This window comes from Butyrivibrio sp. AE3004, assembly GCF_000703165.1.
GTDB lineage: Bacteria > Bacillota > Clostridia > Lachnospirales > Lachnospiraceae > Butyrivibrio.
In genome coordinates this window covers 2652244-2678233 of the sequence record NZ_JNLQ01000002.1, presented here as the reverse complement: position 1 = coordinate 2678233, position 25990 = coordinate 2652244, and the positions used below count along the sequence as shown (strand labels likewise).

19 protein-coding genes are annotated in these 25990 nt (G+C 40.0%); 18 read left to right on the top strand and 1 reads right to left on the bottom strand.

All coding sequences use genetic code 11. The features are described 5' to 3' along the window. Positions 1-8 precede the first annotated feature (8 nt). Both BV60_RS0114565 and BV60_RS22175 read left to right on the top strand, forming a co-directional pair. On the top strand, positions 9-968 hold the full coding sequence (locus BV60_RS0114565) for an ABC transporter ATP-binding protein (protein WP_081846707.1): 960 nt from the start codon (positions 9-11) through the stop codon (positions 966-968). Next, positions 965-3319, top strand: coding sequence for a CDP-glycerol glycerophosphotransferase family protein (locus BV60_RS22175; RefSeq protein WP_051656765.1), 2355 nt, complete (start codon positions 965-967; stop codon positions 3317-3319). The genes BV60_RS0114565 and BV60_RS22175 overlap by 4 nt, the downstream gene beginning before the upstream one ends. A gap of 146 nt (positions 3320-3465) precedes the next feature. On the opposite strand, the gene BV60_RS0114555 is transcribed toward BV60_RS22175, so the two are convergent. Next, positions 3466-5196, bottom strand: a complete 1731-nt coding sequence (locus tag BV60_RS0114555; protein ID WP_029322877.1) for a right-handed parallel beta-helix repeat-containing protein — start codon at positions 5194-5196, stop codon at positions 3466-3468. A gap of 344 nt (positions 5197-5540) precedes the next feature. On the opposite strand from BV60_RS0114555, the gene BV60_RS0114550 reads away from it, so the two are divergent. The 16 genes from BV60_RS0114550 to fliW (BV60_RS0114475) all read left to right on the top strand — a co-directional run bounded on the left by BV60_RS0114550 (position 5541) and on the right by fliW (BV60_RS0114475) (position 25933). Further along, entirely contained in the window at positions 5541-6650 is a 1110-nt protein-coding gene (locus BV60_RS0114550) for a polysaccharide pyruvyl transferase family protein (protein ID WP_029322875.1), read from the top strand. Positions 6651-6805: 155 nt separating this feature from the next. Further along, entirely contained in the window at positions 6806-9910 is a 3105-nt protein-coding gene (locus BV60_RS0114545; RefSeq protein ID WP_029322873.1) for an Ig-like domain-containing protein, read from the top strand. A 43-nt stretch (positions 9911-9953) separates the two neighbouring features. Next, positions 9954-12377: a YfhO family protein gene (locus BV60_RS0114540; protein ID WP_029322871.1), complete on the top strand. Its 2424-nt coding sequence runs from the start codon at positions 9954-9956 to the stop codon at positions 12375-12377. Between the two features lie 433 nt (positions 12378-12810). After that, positions 12811-13089 (top strand): flagellar biosynthesis anti-sigma factor FlgM, encoded by a 279-nt coding sequence (gene flgM / locus BV60_RS0114535; RefSeq protein WP_029322869.1) that lies wholly within the window; start codon positions 12811-12813, stop codon positions 13087-13089. A 227-nt stretch (positions 13090-13316) separates the two neighbouring features. After that, entirely contained in the window at positions 13317-13838 is a 522-nt protein-coding gene (locus BV60_RS0114530) for a flagellar protein FlgN (protein WP_029322867.1), read from the top strand. Positions 13839-14050: 212 nt separating this feature from the next. Continuing rightward, the gene (flgK, locus tag BV60_RS0114525) at positions 14051-15736 is read left to right on the top strand and encodes a flagellar hook-associated protein FlgK (protein WP_029322865.1); all 1686 of its coding nucleotides are present in this window, start codon (positions 14051-14053) and stop codon (positions 15734-15736) included. A 16-nt stretch (positions 15737-15752) separates the two neighbouring features. Then, positions 15753-17609: a flagellar hook-associated protein FlgK gene (gene flgK, locus BV60_RS22170; protein ID WP_051656764.1), complete on the top strand. Its 1857-nt coding sequence runs from the start codon at positions 15753-15755 to the stop codon at positions 17607-17609. A gap of 111 nt (positions 17610-17720) precedes the next feature. Further along, complete coding sequence (locus BV60_RS22165; protein ID WP_051656763.1) at positions 17721-19976, top strand: flagellin N-terminal helical domain-containing protein; 2256 nt, start codon at positions 17721-17723, stop codon at positions 19974-19976. Positions 19977-20084: 108 nt separating this feature from the next. Then, complete coding sequence (gene fliW / locus BV60_RS0114510; RefSeq protein ID WP_029322859.1) at positions 20085-20546, top strand: flagellar assembly protein FliW; 462 nt, start codon at positions 20085-20087, stop codon at positions 20544-20546. A gap of 59 nt (positions 20547-20605) precedes the next feature. Further along, complete coding sequence (gene csrA, locus BV60_RS0114505) at positions 20606-20824, top strand: carbon storage regulator CsrA (protein ID WP_029322857.1); 219 nt, start codon at positions 20606-20608, stop codon at positions 20822-20824. Between the two features lie 382 nt (positions 20825-21206). Further along, positions 21207-21674, top strand: a complete 468-nt coding sequence (locus BV60_RS22160; protein WP_051656762.1) for a flagellar protein FlaG — start codon at positions 21207-21209, stop codon at positions 21672-21674. A gap of 85 nt (positions 21675-21759) precedes the next feature. Then, on the top strand, positions 21760-23367 hold the full coding sequence (gene fliD / locus BV60_RS0114495) for a flagellar filament capping protein FliD (protein ID WP_029322853.1): 1608 nt from the start codon (positions 21760-21762) through the stop codon (positions 23365-23367). A 95-nt stretch (positions 23368-23462) separates the two neighbouring features. Then, positions 23463-23894: a flagellar export chaperone FliS gene (fliS, locus tag BV60_RS0114490; RefSeq protein ID WP_242840986.1), complete on the top strand. Its 432-nt coding sequence runs from the start codon at positions 23463-23465 to the stop codon at positions 23892-23894. Between the two features lie 69 nt (positions 23895-23963). Further along, positions 23964-24458 (top strand): flagellar protein FliT, encoded by a 495-nt coding sequence (locus tag BV60_RS0114485; RefSeq protein ID WP_197029572.1) that lies wholly within the window; start codon positions 23964-23966, stop codon positions 24456-24458. Between the two features lie 8 nt (positions 24459-24466). Then, the gene (locus BV60_RS0114480; RefSeq protein ID WP_029322848.1) at positions 24467-25465 is read left to right on the top strand and encodes a hypothetical protein; all 999 of its coding nucleotides are present in this window, start codon (positions 24467-24469) and stop codon (positions 25463-25465) included. 12 nt (positions 25466-25477) lie between these two features. After that, positions 25478-25933 carry a flagellar assembly protein FliW gene (gene fliW, locus BV60_RS0114475; protein ID WP_029322846.1) on the top strand — a complete coding sequence of 152 codons (456 nt, stop codon included), beginning with the start codon at positions 25478-25480 and terminating at the stop codon, positions 25931-25933. The last annotated feature ends 57 nt before the right edge of the window (positions 25934-25990 follow it).

Genomic DNA, 25990 nt, shown 5'->3' with positions numbered 1-25990 from the left:
GATAAGATATGGCAGTTGTAAAGTGTGATAACGTAAGTGTTATTTATAAAACCGGGAATTTTAAGGCGATAGGTCTTAAGGAGTATGTGGTAAGACATCTCTCCGGAAAGTTTGAAGTTAAAGAATTCTATGCAGATAAGCATGTCACTTTTGAGCTTAATAAGGGTGATATGCTTGGAATTATCGGAACAAACGGTGCCGGTAAAAGTACAATACTAAAGGCTATTACAGGCATTATGAAGCCTGCTGAGGGAAAGGTTACGACCAAGGGCAGAATTGCCGCATTCCTTGAGCTTGCCAGTGGATTTGATCCGGAGATGACCATAAAGGAAAATACATATCTTCGCGGTGCGATGCTTGGATATTCCAGAAAGTTCATCGATGAAAAATATGATGATATTATAAAATTTGCAGAGCTTGAAAAATTTGAAAGCTATACCTTTAAACAGTTATCAAGCGGAATGAAGAGCCGACTTGCTTTTGCCATTGCAAGTCAGTGTCAGCCGGAGATTATTATTCTTGATGAAGTACTGAGTGTAGGTGATGGTGCTTTCAGAAAAAAGAGTAAGGAGAAGATGCTTGAGATCCTTGAATCGGATGTGACAGGAATCCTGGTTTCTCACTCTGTTAATCAGGTTCGTGAGCTGTGCAATAAGATTTTATGGCTCGATCACGGCAATCAGATTGCTTTTACTGATGAAAAGGATCTGTACCTTGATGCCTATGAAGAATTCCTTGAAACTAAGGTGCTTCCCAAGAATAAGCAGGATATAACAGATATGGCTTGTTCTTACAGAATAAAAATGCAGGCAAGACATGAAGCTGAAAGCAAGAAGGAAGCAGCAAGACTTCAGGAGGTTCTTGAGGGCGGTGAGAAGTCATCTGCTATTACCGCGGCTATCGGTATTTTACAGAAGAATTGTCCCGAGGCTCTCAATAAGAAATATCTAAAGGAAAACAGATCATGAAATTTTTTAATAAGATATATCGTGTCACTTTCAGATTCCTTACAAGAAAGGTAATTTTCAAATTCTATTATTGGCTGTGCTCCAGAAAGCCAATAAAAGAGGATAAGGTTACTTTCCTTGAACTTAGACTCCCGCAGCTGTCGAATAATTATCAGCTTCTTCATAAGGAGCTTACTACCAAGTATGATCTGGATGTAAATGTTCATTACATCAGACAGGGCTTTGCAAGAGGCACAGATAAATATAAGCGTATTTTTGCATTCCTTAAGGATGCGGCTACATCCAAATATCTGATTCTGAATGAAGGATCAGATATAAGCGGCGGACTTAAGAAAAGAGAAGGCCAGCATATCATGAATACCTGGCATGGATGCGGCGCTTTCAAGAAATTCGGAAGAAGTACAGCCGATAAGATTTTCGGAGATACAGCTAAGAACGCAGAGAGATATCCTGCGCATCCCGAGTATGACCTTGTTACTGTAAGTAGCCCTGAAGTTGCATGGGCTTACGTGGAGGCTATGGGTAAAGAAGCTAATCCTGATTGCATAAAGCCTCTTGGACTTAGCAGAACCGATGTCTTCTATGATCCTGAATTCATTGCAAATGCAAAGGAAAATGTATTAAAGACAGTTCCTGCAAGCAAAGGTAAAAAGATACTTTTGTACGCGCCTACCTTCAGAGGAAGAACAAAGGGAGCTTTCTCACCAAGCGAGCTGGATATTAAGAAGTTTTATGATAACTTCCATGATGACTATGTTCTTTTATTTAAGCATCATCCGATCACTCATGAAAGACCACAGATACCGGCTGAGTATTCCGATTTTGCTTTTGATGTAACGGATTCTCTTTCAATTGAAGATCTGATCTGTGCTTCAGATATATGTATTTCGGATTATTCATCACTTATTTTTGAGTATTCTCTTTTTGAGAAACCGATGATTTTCTTTGCATTTGACCTTGATGAGTACTTTGACTGGAGAGGCTTCTACTATGATTATGATGAGCTTACTCCGGGACCTGTTGTTTCCACAAATGAAGAGATGATCGATTACATCAAGCATGTGGACGAGCGTTTTGACAAAGAAAAGGTACATGAGTTTAAAAAGAAATTCATGGCATCATGTGACGGAAATGCTACCTATAAAGTAATAAGAGAGTTCTTTGGAACAGAGATATCAAAGTATCGCAAGAGCAGCGGCAAGGTAGAAGTCTCAGTTGTAGTTCCTTCATATAATACAGAGGAATTTATTGATACCTGCCTTTCATCTATTGCGAATCAGACCTTCAAAGATATAGAAGTAATTGTTGTCGATGACGGCTCAACTGATAATACAGTAAAAAAGATCAATAAATTTGTCAAAAAAGACAATAGATTCAGACTTATAGAGCAGGAACATTCCAATGCGGGTGAGGCAAGAAACAAGGGCCTTAGAGAAGCTAAGGGAAAATACATTGTATTTTGGGATTCCGATGATTTCTTTGAACCTCAGGCAATCGAGGATCTTTATGACAGAGCTGAAGCCAAAAAGGCGGATATTGTTATTTGCAGGCATTGCAAATATGATACCAAGTCCGGAATGAAGATGTATGTTCAGAGCAGTATAGCCTTTTTACCTGAAGAGGAAGTATTTAGCAGACATGAGATACCGGAGCGCATTATTAATGTGACTACAAACGTACCATGGAATAAATTCTTCAGGGTGGATTTTGTAAGAGAGAACGGTATAGAGTTTCAGAGCATTGAAAAAGCAAATGATGCCTTTTTCTCAATGTCATGTATGGCATTTGCCGAGAGAGTATGCTTCCTTGATGAATACCTTGTAAATTGGAGAACAGGACAGAGTATTTCAACTACAACGGATCCCAAGAGATCTCCTTTGTGTGTATTTAAAGCATTTGAAAAGACAAAGGACTTTTTGGTCAGCAGGGGAATATATGATGAGGTTAAGCGGAGCTTTATAAATAAAGCATTGGGCAGCTATCTGTATACTGTAAGTACGTTTGTCGGACAGCAGAATATAAATAACTTCAAGACAGCATTCAACTATTTTAAAGACGAAGCTTTTCAGAAACTCGAAGCTCCCGAAGATATGAAAGCCTGCATTTACAGAGAAGAAAAGTACGAACTGTATAAGTCTATCAAAGAAGGCGATATGGTACCGATTTTCATGAAAATGCTGACTGATTCACAGGCAAGGGCGGAGAAGATTAACAGCAAGCTTCTTACCCGTAAAGAAAATGTGGATAAGAAATATGACAGAATGAAGAATTCTTTTGCCTACAAAGTGGGAATGAAGGTAACATGGCTTCCCAGAACCATAAATGCTAAACTACACGGCACCAAGGAATAAAGAGGTCGCATCCGATTATGCGTTCTTTGCAACTCGGGATAAGATAAATAAAAATAAAGGCCCCAGTATATATTTGCTTTCATCCGATTATGCGTTTTTTGCAACGAGGATGAAATTAAATATATCCCGGGGCGATTTATTATAATTTATTTAACCGTAACCTTCACTTTTGCGTAGTATTTACCTTTCTTTGCGGTAATAATTGTTGTTCCTTTTCCGGTACCTTTGATTCTGCCTTCATTGTCAACGGTAGCAACTTTCTTATTATCTGTACTGAATTTAGCCTTACCATCTTTTCCGTAGAAGGAAATTTTTGATCCCTTACCTTTTTTCAGATTTACAACGCCTTGATCTGCAGCAACATAGGTTCCTTTGCCGCCGTAAGGACGGTGGCCGGCCTTTTTAACAGTGTTTGCATAAGTAATAGTTATCTTACTCTTTTTGTCTTCAAGGTTAATACCACAAGTCTTTGGCTTGGTAACTGTGTTTTCGGCTACAAGCTCGGCAACAGATTTTTTGTTTAAATTGATTCCGCTCTTTTTGGGTTTTACTATTGTGTTACCGACAATACTATCATTTTGGGAGGACTCGATAGCAATTCCATGGCCATTAGCATTATTTATAGTGTTTTCGGAAATGATATCATATTTTGAATCAATAATAGCGATACCATGGCTCTTGGTCTTATCAATCTTGCTCTTTTCCACAATAACAGCGTCACATTTTTCAACACGAATTGCATTGGTTGCTGCTCCGGAGGAAGTGATTCCGGAAATAGTACTGTCTGAAACGTATCCGGCGTAAACAGCGTAAGCATGAGGTCCGGTAACGGTGATATTTTCAACCTTAAATCCACTGAGCACTGTTGTGCCGTTTCCACTTATTCTTACACCACAGGTAGTTTTTGCGGAAGAGTTCATAAGTGCTATGGAGTTATTTGAAATTGTGTTGCCTGCCGCATATGCTCCGGGGTTACTGAGAATCTTGGATGATGAAGGTCTGCAGTCAATACCAAAGCCTACCTGTGACAGAGTGTTGTTGCTGATAGTAGAGTCCTTAAAGCCAACTGCTTCTATAGCTGTACCCGTAATGTTATTGAACTTGCAATCCTTAATGGTTATTTTTTCAAATAAGTGACCGGAAACAACTCTGTGACCACCGATTGCGCGACGTACATTGGAGAATGTACAGCCTGAAACGGTAACATTTTCACAAGCATTACTATCGAGAGGCTCCATAGAAAAATTACCCGGAGTCGCTACGTCAAGGGTGAAGGCTTCGTATTCACCTTTGTCATCAGCGCTTGAATAATGGCCGTCTTTGAAGGTACAGTTTGTTACTGTAACATTCTTGCAGGCAGCAAACTCAAGCATATGTCCGTTATTTGCATCAGTAAAGATCAGATTGTCGAGAGTTACATTACTTGAATGTCCGACGATCATAAGACCTGCAGTGTCTGAAGAACCTGCGGACCTCTTGATGGTGCCGTTCTTTACAGTGATATTTGAGTAGGCATCATAACCACCTGTACCGTTTGCTGATGTAAAAACTAATGTTCCGCCGTCTCTTTCCACTGTTGAGTTGCCAAGATCAAGTGTCAGTCCTGAATAGAGATTAATAGGTGCATTACCTAATTTGTAAGTTCCGTTCTTGAGCGTAATGTTAGCTACTTTATCCTGAATGGCTTTATAAAGTTCATCAACATTACTTACTGTTCTGGAATCGGAGGTAGCTGTTGCACTATCCGAAAGAGTCTGAGTCTCGATAGCAGGCACACTGTCATCCAATTCCTGTGCGTTACCTGTGATGGGTGTAGTATTAAAAATAGATCCTTCAATTAGCAATAGAGATAATAATAATGTTATTTTACGTTTCAATTTTTTTACCCCCTTCATAAAGAAAAAAATTGACATTGCCGTGTAATCATAATATTACTAAAATTTGAAAAAACTGTCTATTGGCATTTTTGTATAGACTATATGATTGGATTAGGTATAATTGTTTGATAAATGTTTGACAGGGACTAAATGGGTGGAAATTATGCCGTTTATCCGATATAATAAGTTAGTTGATAATTAGGTCCGGACCAGGTTTTTTATAGTTTATTAAGAAAACTTTTTTATAAAAAACACATTTAAGAAATTGATTTTTTAGTAATAAATTGTGCTTTTTTTATGTCAGTCCGGATAGCTTTTCTTTAAAAATCGGAGGAGAAAAAGTATTGAAATACGGAGTACTTTGGAGAAGGACAACCAAGAACATTGGTGATGACATGCAAAGCTATGCAGCTAGTTTGTTTTTACCAAGTGTTGATTATATGGTGGATATTGAGGAACTCGATAGCTTCGTGGCTGAAGATGATGAGCCTGTTGCTACCATCATGAGTGCATGGTATATGTGGCACAAGTGGAATTGGCCGCCGTCAAAATATGTTTATCCTATGTGGATAGGTTTCCACTATGATGACATTCAGAGAGGACGCAGACGAGGAATGCCATGCCACTTTGAGTATCTTGAGAGCGGCCCGGGTAAAGAGTACCTGAAAAAATATGAGCCTATCGGATGCCGCGATCCTTATACAATGGAAGAGCTCAGTAAGCGCGGGATAGAAAACTATTTTTCCGCATGTGTTACGCTGACACTTCCAAGGCGCGATATTCCCAAGCCTGAGAAAGAATACATTGTTTGTGTGGATATTGGAAGAAAGGCCCTGGCAGCTGTTCAAAAACAGGTAAAGGGACTGGGGATTGAACTGAAGGTTTTACCTGCTACCAGACCTGAACCCTCAACCGACATGCCTTGGGAAGAGAGAAAGAAGGAAGTAGAGAGTTATCTGGAGATATATCAGAACGCAAAGTGTGTGCTGACTAAGCGTCTTCACTGTGCGCTTCCCTGCCTTGCGCTTGGGACTCCGGTTCTTCTGGTTAGAAAATCATATGATTCACCCAGATTTTCACCATACAAGGATTGGATGAAGTCAACAACTACTGACAGAGTTATAGCAGGGGATTTTGTAGAATGGATGCGTAATCCGGAGCCTAATCCTACGGAACATCTGCAGTACAGGGAATCCCTTACTAAGGCTGTTAAGGAATTTGTTGAAAATGCTCAGAAGGAGACGAGAAAGGCATCAGAGCTTACTCGTACGACATTCACAGAATTAGAAGTCATGAAGTGGCAGAATGAGACTATGAAGAAGACTCTTCATAACTATTTCCTTGAATCACATGTAGACCTTAGGGAACTTATCTGGTATCACGGCTCAGGTGTTATTCAGAAATATATTAAGCTGCGTGAGAAGTTCGGAATGAAGCTTCCACCGAAGGATTGATTTTTAGTAAAGATGACGCTGCCAACATGAAGATGGTTGGCAGCATTTTTTATAGAGGAGCCTTTTTTGTTGTTGCGCTTACGTTACACAACATTAAAAAGGGGCATCCGACATTATTCAGTCAGATAAAAATGAGTTTAAAATGAGGAGGAAAAATGAAAAGAGCGGGGATAATTTTGCTTGAAATTGCTCTTGCTGCATCTTTTATGAGGCAGGATGTGAGAGCAGTTGATTATTCAGGAAGTGCTTCCTATACGGAAATAGCTGATCACGTTGATGCAGAAGAGAATACAAACAGTAATGTCCATGAGGATGGCACAGAGAATGAGAAAAAGAATGATAATCCGAATGATGCCGGGAATGAAAGTAATGAGCAGACAGTAACAGAACAGGTATCAGAGGTTATAAACGATGATACAGAGACTGCTGACAAACAGCAGAATTCAGAGGATGAATCAGAGAGTAAATCAGAGAGTAATTCAGAGAATGATAAAAATGTTTCGGAAGCCGAAGATCAGAACAACTCAGGGAATGAGAATCATAATGATGTCGTAAATACAGACATTGATGAAAAAGAAGCAGCTCAAAATACGGATGATTGCTCGGATAAAAATACACAGAATAAAAACAATGCGCATGGTGCTGAAAACGAGGCGCAGGATGGCGAAAATGGTCATGAAACTGAGAATACAGTAGATGACAATAAGACATTGAATGATAACGATGCAAAGGAAACCGATAATGAAGCTCAGGTTGAAAGCAGTGCTGAATCAGCAGTTTCCGATGGAAATGCAGGATTAGATAAAAATGCATCAGATGAACCTGAAGATTTCGTAAGTGATCCTTTTTCATATGAGACAGAGGCGGACGGATATTTATTTACAATAAGCGCTAAGGAAAACATTATCCCGAACGGTTCATCGGTAAAAGTTAAGGCTGTAGATGACACAAATATAAATGAAAAGATTGAAGAGAAGACAGGAAAAGATATACTTGCTTCCAGGATTTTTGATATTGAGATATTTGACGAAGACGGAGAAAAGGTAGAGCCTCAGAACGGGGATGTACATATAAATGTCAGACTATCTGAGGAAGGTATTATCGAGCAGGAGAATTATGAAGGCTTCACCGATATAAAAATGATCCATTTGCATGAGGATGAGATATCGGATCTTGAGGCAAAGGTTTGGAGAGAGGATTCAGCTATAGCACTTCCTGTTGACAGGGATGAGGAAACCATCGTGGCAGAGGACGACATTGATCCCAATACTTTAGGATTAAAGCCGGGCACTCTTACAACAAGGAAACTTATGGCAAGTCCGATGGACAAGGAATATTACCAGGATATCACTCTGGATTTTGATACAGACTCTTTTTCTGAATTTGCTATTGTGAATGTCCTTAAATATACGTATAAGGAATCGGTTTCCGGTAACCTTACTACCTATGATCTGACAGGAATGAAAAGCGAGCTGGATTCTGATTTCAGAAATGTGGTTCAGGGTGCATTGAACAAAGCCTGGGCTGTGACAAAGAAAGATACCTCAAAATACTATAAGGTAATAGTGCCGGCAGGAACATATCATAAAACAGGCGATACAAGCAGAGCACTGAGACTGGGAAGCAATACCACGCTGCAGCTCGATGGAGTGACGATAATCAATGACTATGACGGCATAATGGTAACAACCCAGAAGCTTGAAGACGGTAAAGGTGCCTACAGTGATTATCAGAACATTGTGATATCAGGCGGATGCTTTGACGGTGAAGGAAACAACCTCTCAACAAGTCTCATAAAGCTTGCTCATATGACAGGTCTTACAATTGAGAATGTTACCTTTGAAGACTCTGCATCACCGCATATGCTTGAGATTGCAGCCTGCAAGAATGTTAAGGTTAAAAATTGTACCTTCAAAGATCACAGACATACGGAGGGGGAACTTGAAGCTTTTCAGATTGATGTTCAGAAAGAAGGGGCAATGACCTATGTCATGGACCCGGTTGATGATGATTATCCGTGTGAAAATGTTGAGGTGAGCGGCTGTACTTTCAACAATCTGTACAGGGGATTTGGTAGTCACTGCGCCCTGACAGGAGACTTTTATTTCGAAAAGATAAAGGTTAACGGTTGTACTTTTAACGATATAAGAAATACTGCAATAATGTGTACGCTTTGGAAGGATTCGACAATAAGCAACAACGTATTTACAAATGTCGGAAGAGGCGTTGATACAACTACATATACCTGGTATACACATGCACCTACTAAGAAAAAGAACAAAAATGTAGACTGCCTTTCCTACAATGCCAACTTTTCAATAACAGGTAATCAGATTACACTTGGCGGAAATGACAGAGATGCTTCATCCAAGGTTGGACTGTTGCTTTCAGGTTATTACAGTGATTACAGCGGTGATGAATTCCCTCAGGGACTTTATACTGTAAGCGGTTTTGATGTCAGCGGAAATGTAATAAACGGTTACAGTGACTGGAGCAGCTTTTCAGAGGATAATGTCTATGCAGGCATTTATACCGTTTATTCTGCTGGCAACAGCTTAAGCGGGAACACTCTTAGACAGAGCAGATACGGAATCCTTGTAAGGGGAGGAAGTGAAGCTTCAAACATCAGCGGCAACACATTTTCAGGTGAAAGAGATGCGAGCATTGCCGTAAAGGATGGCGGAATAGTTTATGATATGTCAGGAAACAAGCTGACTATGGATTGCCCCTTTGGTATTTATGTGGATGATACCGCAAGCTGCAACGGAAATTGTGAAGTAGATGCTTATACCGTTGGTGTAGGTGAAGCAGTAAGTACCAGAACAAGCAAGTTCTCTATTTTTACAAATGACCTTAGCAACAGGGTCGCAGGAGAATATTCATCAGATAAAAAGAGTGTTGCCAAGACTACCAAAGCAGGAAAACTTAAAGGGGTCAAAAAGGGTAAGACCGGAATTACCGCATCCTGGGTAAGAGGCAACGGCACTGTAAATGTAACCTTTACTGCAAATGTCAAAAAAGCGCCGACAAAGGTAAAAATTCCTAAGAAAAAGACTTTGAAAAAAGGTGCGACCTACCAGCTTAACCCTAAGGTAAATAAGGGATCACACTGTGATAAGTATAAGTTTAAGAGCTTAAACAAGAAGATCGCAAAGGTATCATCTACAGGACTTGTTACCGCAAGAAAAAAAGGTATGGCAACAATAATGGTTACAAGTTATAATGGAGTATCGTCTACAATAACGATTAAAGTTAAGTAATAAAGAAGTAAAGCCCAGGGGTTTTTTGGAGTTATTTGGGGAAATGAAAAAAGCAGTACAGTTACATGCGGCAGCGTTCCTTGCTGCTGCATGTTTGTTTACGGCATTGTGTGTTTTTCTGCACATTGCACCATTTGGAGATAACACATTTTTATATGAGGATATGAAGCAGCAGTATGTGGACTTTTTTGCCTATTACCATAATGTATGGCATGGGGCAGATGGTTTTTTGTACTCTGAAAATTGCGGACTGGGATCTGATATGTTCGGTATTTGGGCATATTATCTTACAAGTCCGTTTCTTTTGATGTTCATATTTATTCCTGATAAATATTACGCGGTTGCGGTTACTTTCCTGATAATGCTCAAGATAGGAGCAATGTCAGCTACTATGTCAGTATTTCTTTCATATGTTGAAAGAATTCTTCCGGTAATAAATGAGAATAAGGTTTTGGGTTCTTCCGCAGAGAAGAGAGGCTCTGATTCAGGAAATGCCAGGGGAATATATGAAAATTGTAATGGCAATGGAATTTGGCTAAAGTATACACTATTTGGTTTAGAATTTATCAATATTGTAATAGCTGTAGCCTTCTCTTTCAGCGCATGGATGATAGCTAACATGACAAATATCATGTGGCTTGATGCGGTTATTGTGATGCCGGTTTTGCTTGTAGGGTACCTGAAAATGATGCGTTCTGAGAAACGGGGACGTCTTATTTATGTGATATCTGTAATGGCTATGGCAGTAGCAAATTATTATATTGCCGCTATGATACTTATGTTTCTTGGTGTTTTTGTGACTCTTTTGCTGCTTGGCAAATTAAAGTACAAAGAAGAAATAAGAGGGGATGTAAGAAAGTTTATTGAGTTTATTATTTCTACAATCTCGGGACTTGTACTGGATTTGTGGTTTCTTGTTCCTACTGTGATGTCACTTATGGGTAGTAATAAGGATCATTCCGGTGCAATGGCGAATGCTTTTTCTGATTTTCTTCCTTCTTCCGAGGCGATAGGAAGAAGCTTATCACCTTTTGTGATAATTCCCAAGCTGTTTTCAATGAGCTATGATTCACTGGAAATAATGAACGGACTTCCGAATATTTATTTTGGAACTGTTTTCGTTATTCCGTGTATTCTATTTTTCTTTAACAAAAAGATTGTAAGCTCTGTGAGAGCGACAATGGGAGCTTTTCTTGGAGTTATTACGCTGTTCTTCTGCATAAAACCTCTCAACACGCTGGCACACGGAGGAACGGAGGCCTACGGATATTTATACAGATATTCCTTTATTTTTTCTTTTGTCTGTCTTTTGATGGTGTATATGTGCCTCGTAAATTTTGACGGCGTTACTATAAAGACTGCTCTTATTTCAGGATTTGTGGCATTCTTGCTGCTTGCAGTGGCTTTTTATCAAAAGCTGGGATTTATGGGCAATAAAGCATGGCTTATAAACGGTGCATTATTAGTGTTCGCTGAGATGCTGATAGTTGGTGGGATATGTTATAAACATTCTGATGATCATAAAATAGTATCAATTGTAAGGATGGCAGCGATACCGGTTATACTGATGTTGGCTATGGCAGATTTTTCAATGAATTTCATCTGTATATATAGGAATTCATCCATGAATGCCGAGAGCGCATCAGGATATATGGCAAAGTGCGAAGCGACAGAGGCTGCAATTGAAAAGGTTAGAGAGCTTGAAAAAGACGAGACCGTGGCATTAGCTTCTGTGGGAGATGATAATAATACTGATAATGATTACCGTATAGAATGTCTCTCACCAAGAACGCCGAATGACAGTCTGCACTTTGACTACAACGGAACGACAACTTATAACAGTCTGCTTAAGGTTGAAAACCGCCTTTTTATGTATAAGCTTGGATTTAATGATAACGGTTTATACACGATGTATGATGCTGATAACACAATGTGTGCAGATGCAGTTTTGGGAATAAAGTACCTTATTGGAGCAGATGGTGAGATAACTGAGAATTCACAGGTGCTACCCGCAGAGTTGACATCCGGAGACAATGTTAAAAAACTGCTTGAAAAAATATCTGCGGAAAATGATCCGTTCAGGGTTCAGAAGATGCTTTGGGATGGCCTTACAGGGCAAAATGCCGAAATGTTTTATGAGGCAAAGATGGAGGCTTCCCAAAGTGATACTGAAGAAACGGAAAATGGCAATGTATTTAAGTTTTCTGTGACTCCTTCAAAGGATGGTGAACTGTATTTTTACATGAATCGCGACCATACGGTAGAGAGATCACTTGCCATTTATGTTAACGGCGAATTTGTAAGCGGTTACGGCAACGCTTCTTGCCAGAAGGTTTTGGACCTTGGATATTTCAAAGAGGGTGAGGTTGTGGAGCTTCTCATAGAAGACGGAGATCACATGGGAGTACTTCCCGCTGAGCCTGTTGTGGTTACAGAAGATACAGAAGTATTAAACCTGAAGAATTAAGAAATGTATTTATATAAAATATTCCATCCGATTAAAAATTGATATTTACCCTCTTTACTGTATAGGCAGTAAGGAGGGTGTTTTTGTTGTAAAAATATGTTTCGAACAGTTCAATATTGTTTTGTGAAGTGCCATGTGAAAATATAAAAAAAAAATAAATTTTTTTTTGAAATAGGGGTTAAGTTTTTCTAAGCACTGACCGATATTATTATCGGTGGGGAACAAATGACACAATACCTTGGGGTTTCATAAGTGAAGCTACAATATAGGGTATTTAGTGATGGTGGTCTACAAGATAAAGACATCAGGGGAAGAACTTAGAGGATAGCAAGAAAATAATTGATATTTTTTTACAAAACCTCTAAAGTAAAAAAAGAATACGCCGATAAATGTAGTAGAACTAAAGAAATTCTCCAAGGAAGGAGGAAACGATATGCGTATAGAAGCTTACAGCCAGATTCAGCAGATTTATGGCACTAACAAAGTGAATAAGACAGCAAAGACTCAGAAGACCGCAAGTGTTTCTGATTCACTGAATATTTCTTCTATCGGAAAAGATATTCAGATTGCTAAGCAGGCTGTGAAAGAGGCTCCGGATGTCAGGGAGGACGTTACGGCACCTATTAAGAGTGCAATTAAGAACGGAACGTACGACGTTAGCGGAGACGCTTTTGCAGATAAGCTCCTCGCTAAACTGAGTGAATCCCTTTAAGTAATATTGTGAATACTGATAGAAACTATTAGAGCCGGCTTAATCAAACGGTTTAAGCTCCGATGGACGTTAGGCAGGCTCTATAACTATGCTCTTTTTTATCTTATAAAAATTTATTCCGTAAGCTTAATAGATAAAAAACGCTCCGCTATGGATGAGCATCGGCGAGAACGGAATATATTACTTTCAGCAATCCGACAGAACTATCACAAAAGGAGGACAAAAACATGGCAAGCTTATTACAGAATCTTGTTGATGTTCTCGACAGAGAATGCGCTTTATATGAAAGACTTCTGGAACTGTCCGGGAAAAAGACTCCCGTTATTGTGGAGAGAGACCTGCGGACGCTGGCGAAGATAACAGAGGACGAGCAGGCGGTTGTATCCCTTATCTCAGCAGTCGATAAGGAACGTGAAGCTGTAATGGCGAGCATTGCTGATGTGATAGGTGAAAAGGGGAATGACCTTAAGCTGACGGATCTTGTAAGGATGCTTGATTCAAGACCGAATGAGCAGCGGAGCCTTGCAATACAGAGAGACAAATTAAAAGATGTATCAAAGAATGTACAGCGTGTAAACGATCAGAACCAGATTCTTCTACAGAGCTCACTTGAGATGGTGCAGTATGAGATGAATATTATTCAGTCTGCAAGGCGTGCACCGGAGACCGCAAATTATACGAGATATGCGGGAACAAGAGGGGACAGGCTTGGGGTTGTGGCCATGGGAAGATTTGATGCTAAGCAGTGATATGCAGATGCCTGCGAAAAGGTTTTTGATTAGAAAACTTATGCAGCGGATTATATAGGACAGATATGTTAAAAAGATTGATTGGGTAGGTCCGATCAATCTTTTTTAGCTTAATTTAGGAAATAACTCTGTAATTCCTATAAGATAAAAGCCATTTTTGCCGATAAAGTATATGAATGATATAGACAACAGCTCTTTTGAGAGGTAGATACATGGCATCTTTAATGGGTAGTTTATATATTGGAGCATCAGGACTTCAGACATCACAGAATGCGCTGAATACCACAGCTCACAATATGTCAAATATAGACACGGAAGGCTATACAAGACAACAGGTTTCACAGGGCACTCGCCCTTATATCACCACTGAAAAGGATTTCAGAATAATCTCATGGAAACAGACCGGACTCGGTGTTGTTTACAACAATTGTAAGCAGGTCAGAAGCCTTTTCCTGGATCAGAGTTATCGCCAGGAAGCAGGAAGAGAGGCCTTTTACGACGTGTCTGTAACAACTCTTGAAGAGATCGAGGATCAGCTTCAGGAAATGAATGGCGTCGAGTTTGCGGAATCCATGGAAAATCTCTGGGTCGCAGTTCAGGAGATGAGTAAGAATCCTACAAATGCAGTTAATCAGAGTACTCTGATCACAAGAGCAAACGAGTTTATAACAAGAGCCAAAAGTGTCTATGAAGGCTTTACAAACTACCAGGATAACATGAATACCAAGGTGGCAAACCTTGTGGATGAAATAAACAAGATAGGTGACAGAATAAAGGAACTTAACCTGAATATTGTTGAAATAGAGTCGGGACATCAGGAACATGCAAACGACCTCAGAGACGAGAGAAATCTTCTACTCGACAGACTCGGAGAACTTGGAAGAATAAGCTACTACGAAGACACATTCGGAAATGTGCTCGTTCAGTTTGAGGGTACTCAGTTCGTAACAACAGACCATGTAAATCATATGGGATGCGATAACGTTCTTCCTGCGGATAAAGGTGGAAGCCCTGTAGGATACAACACTCCGTACTGGGAATTTGCAGGAAAAAAGACCTATGATGATGTTTTGCAGGAATGGGTTATTACCGACATCAGAGGAGCAAAGGTATTTGATCTGCAGCAGACAGTTTCAACAGCAATGAACACCGATATCGGAGAGCTGAGATCAACGCTCCTTGCAAGAGGTGATCATCACGCTACCTATCATGATATAACAGATGACGCTACCGGAAATTACTACAACAAAAATATTGCACAGTCAGTCATCATGAACGTCGAAGCAGAGTTTGACCAGATGATAAAAAATATGTGCACCGCAATCAACAAGGTTTTTGAGGAGGCAGGAAGCAATCCAGTAACTCTTGGCGAGGTTTCAGGACTTACCTCCGATTATGATCTTTTTAAAGTACTCAATGAGGAAGATTGCCTCAATTATGACATAGATGATGAGCACAAGGCGGGACAAAACAGAAAAGGATACATTATCACAAATATCGGGATTAACCCAATGTATCTGGAAGAACCCACATCAATGAAGTTTTACCTTGCTGATGGAAGTGAAGATCAGGCTACCGTAGAAAAACTTAAAGCAGCATTTACCACAGCAGATTATGTTATAAATCCAAATGTAGCAACAAAAACCGACTTCGTAGGATATTACAACATGCTGGTTTCACAGGTTGCAAACTCCGGTGATGTTTACAAGGGAATTCAGTCAAATCAGGAGCTTACGGTTTCGGCAGTAGCAAATGCAAGAGAGCAGATTGTCGGTGTATCAAGCGATGAAGAGCTTGAATTTATGATAGAGTTCCAAAATGCTTTCAACGCATCGAGCAGATACATAAATGTGGTAAGCGAGATGCTGGAGCACATAGTTTCGGCACTTGGCCGATGAGAAAGGATAGAAACATATGCCTTCAACATTTTTTGGATTAAACATAGCGGCATCAGGACTCAGGGCAGCAAATGCGGCACTGAATACAACAGCCAACAACATAGCCAATGCCAATACTGACGACTACAGCCGCCAGAAAGTAAATCAGCAGGCTTCGGATGCTCTTAGACTTTTTACAAGCTATGGTTGTGCGGGCGCAGGTGTTGACACACTTTCAATAGAGAGAGTTCGTGACGATTTCTACGATGTAAAGTACAGAACAAATGAATCTCTCCTCGGAAGAGTTTCCCAGAGAAATTATTTTAACCAGCTTGCGCAGGAGTACTTTAAGGATGAGGGAACAACCGGATTCTCAAGTCTTTTTTCCAAAATGCAGTCAGCACTGCAGGATGTTTTGAAGGCATCAGGAACTACTGAATCCAAGGCGACTTTTGTATCATCACTTTCACAGCTGACAGATTATTTTAACCATATGTCAGAGTCACTTCAGCAGCTTCAGAACGATGTAAATCAGGAAATCAAAATGGACTGCGACAAGATAAATTCATATGCCCAGCAGATCTGTTCTTTAAATGAACAGATAAACGTAATTGAGATGCAGGGATCGAGAGCAAATGAACTTAGAGACCAGAGAGACGGACTACTTGATAAGCTCTCAAAGATAACCAATATAGAAGTGAAGGAAACAAAGGTTGTAGATGCAAGTAACCCGGATAGAGAAACCGGAGCTACAAGACTTGTTGTAAATATCGCCGGAAAACAGCAGCTTCTCGACAGCTACTCATACAGACAGCTGGTATGTGTTGCCAGAGAAGCAAACGAAAATGTAAACCAGAGTGATCTTGTAGGTCTCTACGATATTAAATGGGCACCTTCAGATTTTAAGGAAGGCGATGATACAAGCAGACTCGATGTATTTGATTTAAGCAGCAAGCTGATCGGCGGTGAGCTCCAGGGGCTCATTGATATGAGAGACGGAAATAACGGTTTTTACTTCAACGGAGAAGTGCAAAAGTCCGAAAAGGATCAGGTGACAGGACTTACAACCGTGACTATAAAAGTATATGACAAAGACCTTAAGGATATGACTAAATGCACACTTCCATCCACCGGAAAAATGGAGGTTGCAAGCAAGATATATTCCTACGAAGACTGGCAGTATGATGGCGGAGATACCTACACATTCACATTAACAGCTGAAAGTACAAGGTCAACAACCCCGCCCAGCTACAGAACAGCTTCGGTTGGCTGCAATTTTGAATATCAGGGTATTCCTTATTATATGCAGCAGATGAATGAATGGATAAGGAAGTTTTCCGGAAGAGTAAATGACATTATGGCAAAGGGTTTTACATCAGACTCACTTGAAGGACAGTACATTCTTTCCGGAACCAGCAATATGGATTCCAATGCGCAGTACTCTTATCCGCAGCTTACAACCCTTTCAAATAACAAGAACTATTACAACATAACAGCCGGGAATTTCACTGTTACCAGAGAACTGAGAAGCAATTCGGATCTTTTGGCAACAAAGATGGATGTAACGGAAGGCGAATCGGAATACAAAAACCTGGAAATACTAAGTGATTTTTTCACAAAGGAACATATCTTCAGAGGTGCGACAAGCGGAGAGTTCCTGGATAAGGTACTTGGTGATGTGGCACTTAATACCAGCAATTCCGAGACACTTGAAAAGACATATACAGCACTTGAAAAGACCATTGGAAATCAAAGGCTCTCAGTAATGGGCGTTGATGAAGATGAAGAAGCATCAGCACTTGTACAGTTTGAACACAGTTACACCCTGAATTCCAAGATGATAAACACACTGACAAAGGTCTACGACAGACTGATCCTGGAAACAGGAGTATAAATTATTAGTACATAGAAGTATGAAGGCAGAACTGACATGGATGGTCGTTGCCGGCGCACACGGGACATAAAGCTAAAAGGATTTAGGAATTGTCCGGCGAGAGGATTTACCATGAGAATTACCAATAAGATCATGAACAACAACTCACTCTATAACATCAACAACAATAAGGTTGCTGAGGATGAAGTGAACACTCAGATGGCTACCGGAAAAAAGATAGCAAGACCTTCCGATGATCCGGTCATTGCAATAAGAGCTTTGAGACTTCGTTCAACAGTATCACAGCTTGATCAGTACTATCAGAAAAATGCTAAAGATGCAAAGAGCTGGATGGATGTTACAGAGGATGCGCTTTCAACAGTAACAGACGTGCTTACGGATGCCATGATGCAAGCCAACAGAGGTGCCAACAAGGATCTGACCATGACAGATATAAACACCATAGTTACTCAGCTCGATGCTCTTTCTTCAGAGTACTATTCAACAGGAAATGTTGATTACGCAGGACGATATATTTTCACAGGATTCAGGACAGATACATCTCTTTCCTATGAGAAAACTACTACTGAGAATTTTACGGATATAAATGATGAGTTTAATGCAGCAGATATCAGCAGATCAAAGCGCGCAGTAAATTCACAATATCTCGATGCCGGAAATCTTTTGGATAACCCTGTATATGATGCATCCGGAAATATTACAGGTTATAAGTATGAAACAAAGGAAAATGATATAGAACAGATAGATGTGGGAAGGATAAGACTTTCCTACGACAACCTGGATTACACAGAAAGAGATGCAAAGAGCGTCGAGCTAAAGTACAGGGAAAATCTTTTCCAGGAAGCTACATCATCAATAACGGATACTAATCTTAAATATTTTGACCTCACATTTGTAAACGGTGACGGAGTTGAACAGAATGCATATGTTCCGCTTTCAGACAGCTATACTATAACTGTAGGAAACTACCAGTACAACGCAGAGGTAGCAAGCACAAAGAACCCCGACAAGGGTTACATTATCACAGCACTTGATCTTACAACCTATGAGGTATACCAGTTTGATATCAGTAAGGACGGCGTTCTTACTGACGGCGACGGAGACGGTGAATTCGATATCCCCACAGGCTTAAAGAGTGGAATGGTTTCCATGCATGAGACGAGTGTTAGTACAATTGATTTTTCAGACGGAACAAATACTCATGTAACAATGCCTCTTCTGGGACCTGTAGGGCAGCAATATAAGGTTGATATCGTTGATAAGTACGGCGGAGTGACAACTGATTATTCCGCAACAGTAAACGGCGACGGAACCTTTACAATAGAAAAAGAAACTGATGATAATGAGTACGGTAATCCTACAAAGACTGTTCTTCAGATCGCGACAAACGGCAGCGTTCATTCATCCTACAGAGAGACCACAATCAAGATTGATCCGGATCACATTCTTTATTCAACATCTACAGATGATGAAATAGATGATGCTTACAGAGACCTTACATATATAGAAGAGGAGCCAAAGAGAGAGGATTACAATACAGGTGATGATAGTGTTGATCAGGCTAATTATGAAAATGCTTTGCAACAATATATCGCCAGTAGGGAAGAATTCAATAAAGAGCGTGCAAATAAAGTTTATCTGAATGCTAAGACAGGTGAGGTTCTTCTTAATGACATTCTTGCAGATAAGCTTGCATCCCTCGCTTTTGTGGGAAACGCCAATACCATTGATGTTGTTTACGACAAGAAGGAATGGCAAAACGGGGATATCAGACCACAGAACCTGTTCTCGTGTGTGGATTCGGAAGGTATCATTTATAACGGCGGAAGCGCATCTCACGATATTCAGTATGATGTTGGTTATTCTCAGAAGATTACTGTCAATACAACAGCTACATCTGTTTTCACAACGACCGTAAAGAGAGATGTATATGATCTTCAGCAGATAGCAAATAAGATGAATGTTATCAACACCACAATGGATACTTTAAAGGATAAGCTCTCCGGACTGACAGATGCGCTGGAAATAAGAACCGTTCAGAATGAGATTGATGCCTGCAAAAAGGCCTATGATTACTTAAGACAGAACATGCAGGAAGAATTTGAACATAAGATTACAAGTATCCAGGCAGCCCTTGATAAAGCGAACGTGGCAGTTACCGATAACGGTGCAAGAAGTAAGAGACTGGAGCTTATAAATTCTAGACTTCAGGATCAGAATACAACCTTTAAGACACTTCAGTCCGATAACGAAGACGCAGATCTTGCAGAAACAGCAACAAATCTCGCAACAGCGCAGCTTACTTACCAGGCAGCCCTTATGGCAACAGGTAAGATCAGTAAAGATACACTTATGAATTATATCTGATTTCGACTTGCTAAATATCGTATATTTGAATACAATGAATTATAAGAGAAAGTTCGAGGATATGCTGAAAATCAGCATTAACATATTTTCATATGGAGGGGCACCAGAATGAAATTAATAACCAGAATTTTCGGAGAGATTGAGATTGAAGACAGCAAGATCATAGAGTTTCCGAAGGGCATAATTGGTTTTCCGGACATGACTAAGTTTGCACTGATGCATGATAAGGACAAAGATACCAACAATATCAGGTGGTTACAATCTCTTGATGATCCGGTGTTTGCAATGCCGGTTATGGACCCGCTTTACGTAAAGCCGGGGTTCAATCCTGTTGTTCAGGAAGAGAGCATCAAGGAAATCCTGCCTCTTGAGGATGAGGACCTTCTGATTCTTGTAACGGTTACTGTTCCACAGGACATTACCAAGATGACCGTTAACCTTAAGGGACCTATAATTATTAATTCGGGTAACTGCAAGGCATGCCAGATCATTATTGACGATGATGATTATCCTGTTAAGTACCCTATTTATGACTATCTTCAGCAACAGAAGGAAGCTGCTCAGAAATAATATCATAATCTACACTTCTGTGGGGAGCACGGTATAAAAAAGGAGAGGAAGGAAGAGCTATGTTAGCATTATCCAGAAAAAAGAACGAGTCTATTATCGTCAATAACAATATAGAAATTACAATTTTAGACATCAGGGGTGATCAGGTGAAAGTGGGAATCGCCGCACCCAAGGAAGTACCGATTTATCGTAAAGAGGTATATCTTCAGATCCAGGAAGAGAACAAGGCAGCAACGAATACGGATGGAATTTCCGCACTTACGGACCTGCTCAAATAAGAATATTGTATGTATTGTACCCTGTGCTTAGGCACAGGGCTTTTTTTATTCTAAATTTCCCACCTATTATTACCGATATTAATAATAGATATTAACTACAGATATCATAAATATATTTTTTCATAGGCATTACTGCCCACATGATAATCCGCTTTCTACGTACTTAACGGGAATGATTGGCACTACTGCAATCATTTATTTACTGTGTATAAACATTTTATTAAAAAACTATAAGAACCTAAATGTTTGATACACATATCCGATATAATGGATAAGAGAAACTATAAGTGTGCTTAGAAGTCCTATCCGGAAGTTCTATAAACACTTATAAAAAGTGCGGAAACGGATAGCCGCTGTAAACGAGCACAAGGAGGTGAGTGAGATGGCTATGGATGCAATCAGTAAAGTAGGAGCAATAACTACAAATCAGATCCCTGAAATGCAGAGAGCAGAACGTGTTGTGAACTTCTCTGAAGGTGGAGTGGGACAGAATCAGGAAAAACCTGATTTTGCGCTGGATACCGCAACTAGTTCAGCCCCGGCAACCACTGCTAAGGCTGAGCCCCAGGAGAACACAAGCAGTAATGTTCCGACTCGTCAGGAGAGAACAGAAGAACAGATTGAAGCTGAGAACAAGCGCATCAAGAGTGCTATAAGTGAGATGAACAAAAAGCTCATCAGTAACTCTGAAGCTGTCTTTGGTATTCACGAGGATACAAACCGTATCACGATCAAGATCGTGGATAAGACAACCAGAGAGACAATTAAAGAGCTGCCACCCGAGAAAACTCTTGATATGATCGCTAAAGCTTGGGAACTGGCCGGACTTATGGTCGACGAAAGAGGCTAATAATTAGTTCTTTTGAAAGTAGTTTTTTGTGTGCAAGGGGTATTTTGCGCTCTTTTGCAGAATATCGGGAAGGAAGGAGCACCATATGACCATGAGAATAACCGGACTTGCCTCCGGACTCGATACAGAAAGTATCATAACAGAGCTCACGAAGGTTCAGTCCAATAAAGTTGAAAAAGTAAAAAGCGATCAGAAAAAGCATGACATGAAGATGGATAAGTGGAAGGAACTCAACAAAAAGGTTGTGGACTTCTACAATAAGACACTGAGTAATCTTCGTTTTGATTCTAGTTATATTAAAAAGACCACAGAGGTTTCAAATTCCGATGCAGTTTCTGTTGTGACAAACGGAACTGCTATGAACAGCGTTCAGAAAATGTCTGTTGATAAGCTTGCAAGCAGTGCATACATGACAGGCAGTAAGGTGACCTCAAAAATTGGAGACGGTAAAGCTGCTCAGGGAACCACATTGGAAAATCTGGTTGGCTATGGCGCCAGCGCTGTAGAAGATAATGTAAAAAATAAGATCACGCTTAAGTTTGGCCCAAAGCCGGAAGTAATCGATGATGACCATCCGGATCCCAGAGAATCCATTACTATTGAAATAAAGGGAACGGAGACAATTTCTGACGCAATCTCGAGGCTTAAGGATGTTAAAACAAAGGACGGACATGGATTAAATGCCAGCTATGATGCGACTCAGGGGCGCGTATACATTGCTTCTAATGAATCAGGAGCTGATGCCGGTTTTGAGATTGACCTTGCAGCATCGGACATGAATGTTGTAAATGCACTTGGACTTGATGCTTCAAACGGTGCCAATTACATTGCAGGCGAAGATGCCAAGATTACACTTAATGGGGTAGAGTATACATCCAACAGTAACACCTTTGATATCAACGGCCTTTCAATCACGGCAAAGCAGCAGGCATCAGATATATCTCTTACGACAAAGGATGATACCAGCGGTATTTACGATATGGTAAAGAATTTCCTTAAGGAATATAACGACCTCGTCGGAGAGATGCATACGCTGTATAATGCCGATGATGCGAAGGATTATAACATCCTTACCAAGGAACAAAAGGATGAGATGACAGATGATGAGATAGAGGACTGGAACAAGAAGATTGATGAGGGTCTTCTCTCAAGAGATAAGACTATTTTCAAGGTCCTTAATGAAATGAAAAAAATCATGATGAATTCTTATGATTTTGGCGAAAAGGAGATAAATAAGGAAACCGGAGAAGAGGTTGAGGTTAAAACATCATTCTGGTCATTCCATATTGCAACAGCAGGATATTTTGAAGCTGAAGAAGCAGACAGAATAAAATGGCATATCTATGGCGATGAAGATGATGAACTTTCAAGCAGTAAGGAAGACAAGCTTAAGGCAAAAATCGAAAAGGATCCTGATCTTGTAAGACAATTCTTCAAGAGTATTTCTACAGAAATGTATGGAAAGCTCGGAGACCTTATGAAGTCAACGGAGTTTTCAAGTGCTTATACCTTATATGAAGATAAGCAGATGAAGACTCAGGTAGACAAATACAAGAAACAGCTTAAGACTGAGCAGGATAAACTGGGGCAGATGGAAGATAAATATTACGACAAATTTGCCCAGATGGAAAAAGCTATGACAAAGCTTAACGAGCAGACCAATTCCCTTGCAGGAATGCTTGGAACAGGTTGATGAAGCATGATATTTTATAACCTTCCCCTTCGGGGGAAGGTGTCAGGAAACTGACGGATGAAGGTTATCAACATATCAACACGGAGGTGGATTCTATGCCGGTAACGAGAAATCCTTACGCAAAGCAAATGAATCAGTATCAGAATAATAAGATTCAGCAGGCAAAGCCTGAGGAGCTTACTTTGATGCTTTATGACGGAGCCATAAAATTCTGCAATATTGCAATTATGGGTCTTGAAAATAATGATGAAAGAAAATTCACAACCTATCTATTAAAGGTTGAGAACATAATAGATTATCTGAACAACACACTGGATATGAAGTATCCGGTTGCGAAAGATTTTGAAAATGTATACAACTATCTTATGAAGAGACTTGTTGAAGCAGATCTTCACAGAGAAGATGCTCTGGAAATCATGAATGAAGTGAATAAACATATTCATACCATGCGCGATACCTGGGTAGATGCTATGAAGATTGCAAGAGGCCAGATGCCTGCACCAAACACTGTTCCTGCGGGAGCGTAAGCTACTAAAGGAAGGTGCCGGGGAGGCCAAAGGACGAGGATTAATGGGGAATTTCCAGTTTTGAAGAAAGTGGGGAATAAAAAAGTGACAGAGTCATATCTGGACATGATGGAAGAGAGCCTCAAGGAAAAAATAAGAGTACTTGAAGATATTATGAAGGAAAATGAGGCTCAAAAAGAAATACTTGAAAGTGACGTTTCGTTTGATGAAGCAGGATTTGATGAAGCAATTAGTCGCAAAGGCGAACTGATCAGGCGGGTTGAAAATCTAAATGACGGATTTGAAAGCTTGTATGAACGCGTAAGAGAAGAACTTCAGAATAACAAAGAAAAATACAAACAGAAAATAAATACATTTCAGGATCTGATCCGGCAGATAACGGATTTATCGAGTTCGATAGAAGCAGGCGAAAAGCGCAACAGAGCGCTCGCAAAGAGCTATTTTAGCTCATCAAAGGAACAGATAAATACACACCGGAGGTCCTCACAGGCAGCACTTGATTATTATCTTACGATGAACAAATCCAAGATTACACCGCCTCAGTTCTATGATACGAAGAACTAGGTGATAATGTGAACGAATTTCCGATTGTAAAGGAATATGAAAACAGAATAGTAGAGATACTTTCCTGTGAAGATATCACAGAATGTTTTGATGAGATGCTTCAGATAGGAGCCCGTATAATAAGCGGTGCGCTTTCTCCTGAAGGAAAGAAGGAGCTGGCTGAGCGCATCAGAAAAAGTATCTACTTCTTCCCCAGGGAAGAAACGCCGGATATGCTAAAGCACGTGGCATATCTTCATCTTATGGTGCGCCTTACTGACAGTAAGGAATTTTATACTGAATTTCTGTCCTATGTGGATGGAATGCGGATTGATGAGAAATACAGATTTTTCCTATTGATGCAGGCAAGGTATTTGTCATATCAGAAGCCTTATATCATTACGGTTGAATCAGACAGACTATTTCATAAGATTTACAAGAGGAGTAAACAATATTATTCGGACAAATTAGGGGGACTTGGACATTACCTTAAACTGTCGGACAGAAAGGCGGGACAGACTGTTATTCTGACTCAGCAGTATCTGACCGATACTCACAAAGAAACACATATAACAAATCTCATAGCACAGGAGATTATGATTAGTATGTGTCAGGATACTTTCATAATTAATACAAACGACCTTTTACCGGTAACAAATGTTGTGCCGCTCTTTGGCATAGAAGGGCATAATTCCATGGAGTACCTTGCTAATGCAAACAATGTATTTGTAAGAGGACTTGCTGTACCATATTTTCAATGTGATGATAAGATGCCATCCGAGGATGAGCTTAAAATTATATTAGGAACAATAAGAGAAGTAAGGCCGGAATATATAATCAGCTGCGGGGATCACTCAATAACAGCATCCCTTTCTGCCAAAATGGTTCCTGTAATACCGGGATTCCAGATAGCACCGGACGACGATCCGCAACATATAAGAGAGAACCTTCTTCATTACAGAAGAATGATAGAGGAAAGGCGATTCTGGCAGATTAAATTTAGGTTTAACGAAGAAAAGATAGGGTAGAAGGGAGACAGAATGAAAGCGAATACCAGATTATTCGGAGAAGTAGACATTGATGATTCAAAGATCATAACCATTCCGTTCGGACTTGTGGGATTTCCACAGCTGCAGAAATTTGCGCTTCTTCACGACAAGGACAGACCAGTGGGAGCCTTGTGGTATTTGCAATCAATGGACGATCCTGATTTTGCCCTTCCGGTTATAGATCCGCTTACCATTAAGCCGGAATACAATCCCCAGATAGTCGAGGATGATGTGGAGCTTCTGGAGCCCTTAACAGAAAAAAATCTCCTTATATTAGTAACAATTACTGTTCCTGAAGATATAAAGAATATGACCGCTAATCTAAATGCACCTATTCTTATCAATTCAGATACAAATAAAGGTGCCCAGATTGAGATAGTATGGGGAAAAGAAGAGTATGTGACTAAGTACCCGATTTATGATTATTTGAAAAGTAAGGAAAATTAGAGTTTATAAATAATTTAGAATTATTTTGTAAAAAGGGGTTAACTTTATGATAGTTAG

Excerpts from the sequence above, each read along its gene's own strand:
- BV60_RS0114540 (WP_029322871.1), top strand. The coding sequence starts at position 9,954 with ATGAAAAAAGCAGTACAGTTACATGCGGCAGCGTTCCTTGCTGCTGCA.
- fliW (WP_029322846.1), top strand. The coding sequence starts at position 25,478 with ATGAAAGCGAATACCAGATTATTCGGAGAAGTAGACATTGATGATTCA.
- BV60_RS22160 (WP_051656762.1), top strand. The coding sequence starts at position 21,207 with ATGGCTATGGATGCAATCAGTAAAGTAGGAGCAATAACTACAAATCAG.
- BV60_RS0114565 (WP_081846707.1), top strand. The coding sequence starts at position 9 with ATGGCAGTTGTAAAGTGTGATAACGTAAGTGTTATTTATAAAACCGGG.
- fliD (WP_029322853.1), top strand. The coding sequence starts at position 21,760 with ATGACCATGAGAATAACCGGACTTGCCTCCGGACTCGATACAGAAAGT.
- fliS (WP_242840986.1), top strand. The coding sequence starts at position 23,463 with ATGCCGGTAACGAGAAATCCTTACGCAAAGCAAATGAATCAGTATCAG.
- BV60_RS0114530 (WP_029322867.1), top strand. The coding sequence starts at position 13,317 with ATGGCAAGCTTATTACAGAATCTTGTTGATGTTCTCGACAGAGAATGC.
- flgM (WP_029322869.1), top strand. The coding sequence starts at position 12,811 with ATGCGTATAGAAGCTTACAGCCAGATTCAGCAGATTTATGGCACTAAC.
- flgK (WP_051656764.1), top strand. The coding sequence starts at position 15,753 with ATGCCTTCAACATTTTTTGGATTAAACATAGCGGCATCAGGACTCAGG.
- csrA (WP_029322857.1), top strand. The coding sequence starts at position 20,606 with ATGTTAGCATTATCCAGAAAAAAGAACGAGTCTATTATCGTCAATAAC.
- BV60_RS0114545 (WP_029322873.1), top strand. The coding sequence starts at position 6,806 with ATGAAAAGAGCGGGGATAATTTTGCTTGAAATTGCTCTTGCTGCATCT.
- BV60_RS22165 (WP_051656763.1), top strand. The coding sequence starts at position 17,721 with ATGAGAATTACCAATAAGATCATGAACAACAACTCACTCTATAACATC.
- fliW (WP_029322859.1), top strand. The coding sequence starts at position 20,085 with ATGAAATTAATAACCAGAATTTTCGGAGAGATTGAGATTGAAGACAGC.
- flgK (WP_029322865.1), top strand. The coding sequence starts at position 14,051 with ATGGCATCTTTAATGGGTAGTTTATATATTGGAGCATCAGGACTTCAG.
- BV60_RS22175 (WP_051656765.1), top strand. The coding sequence starts at position 965 with ATGAAATTTTTTAATAAGATATATCGTGTCACTTTCAGATTCCTTACA.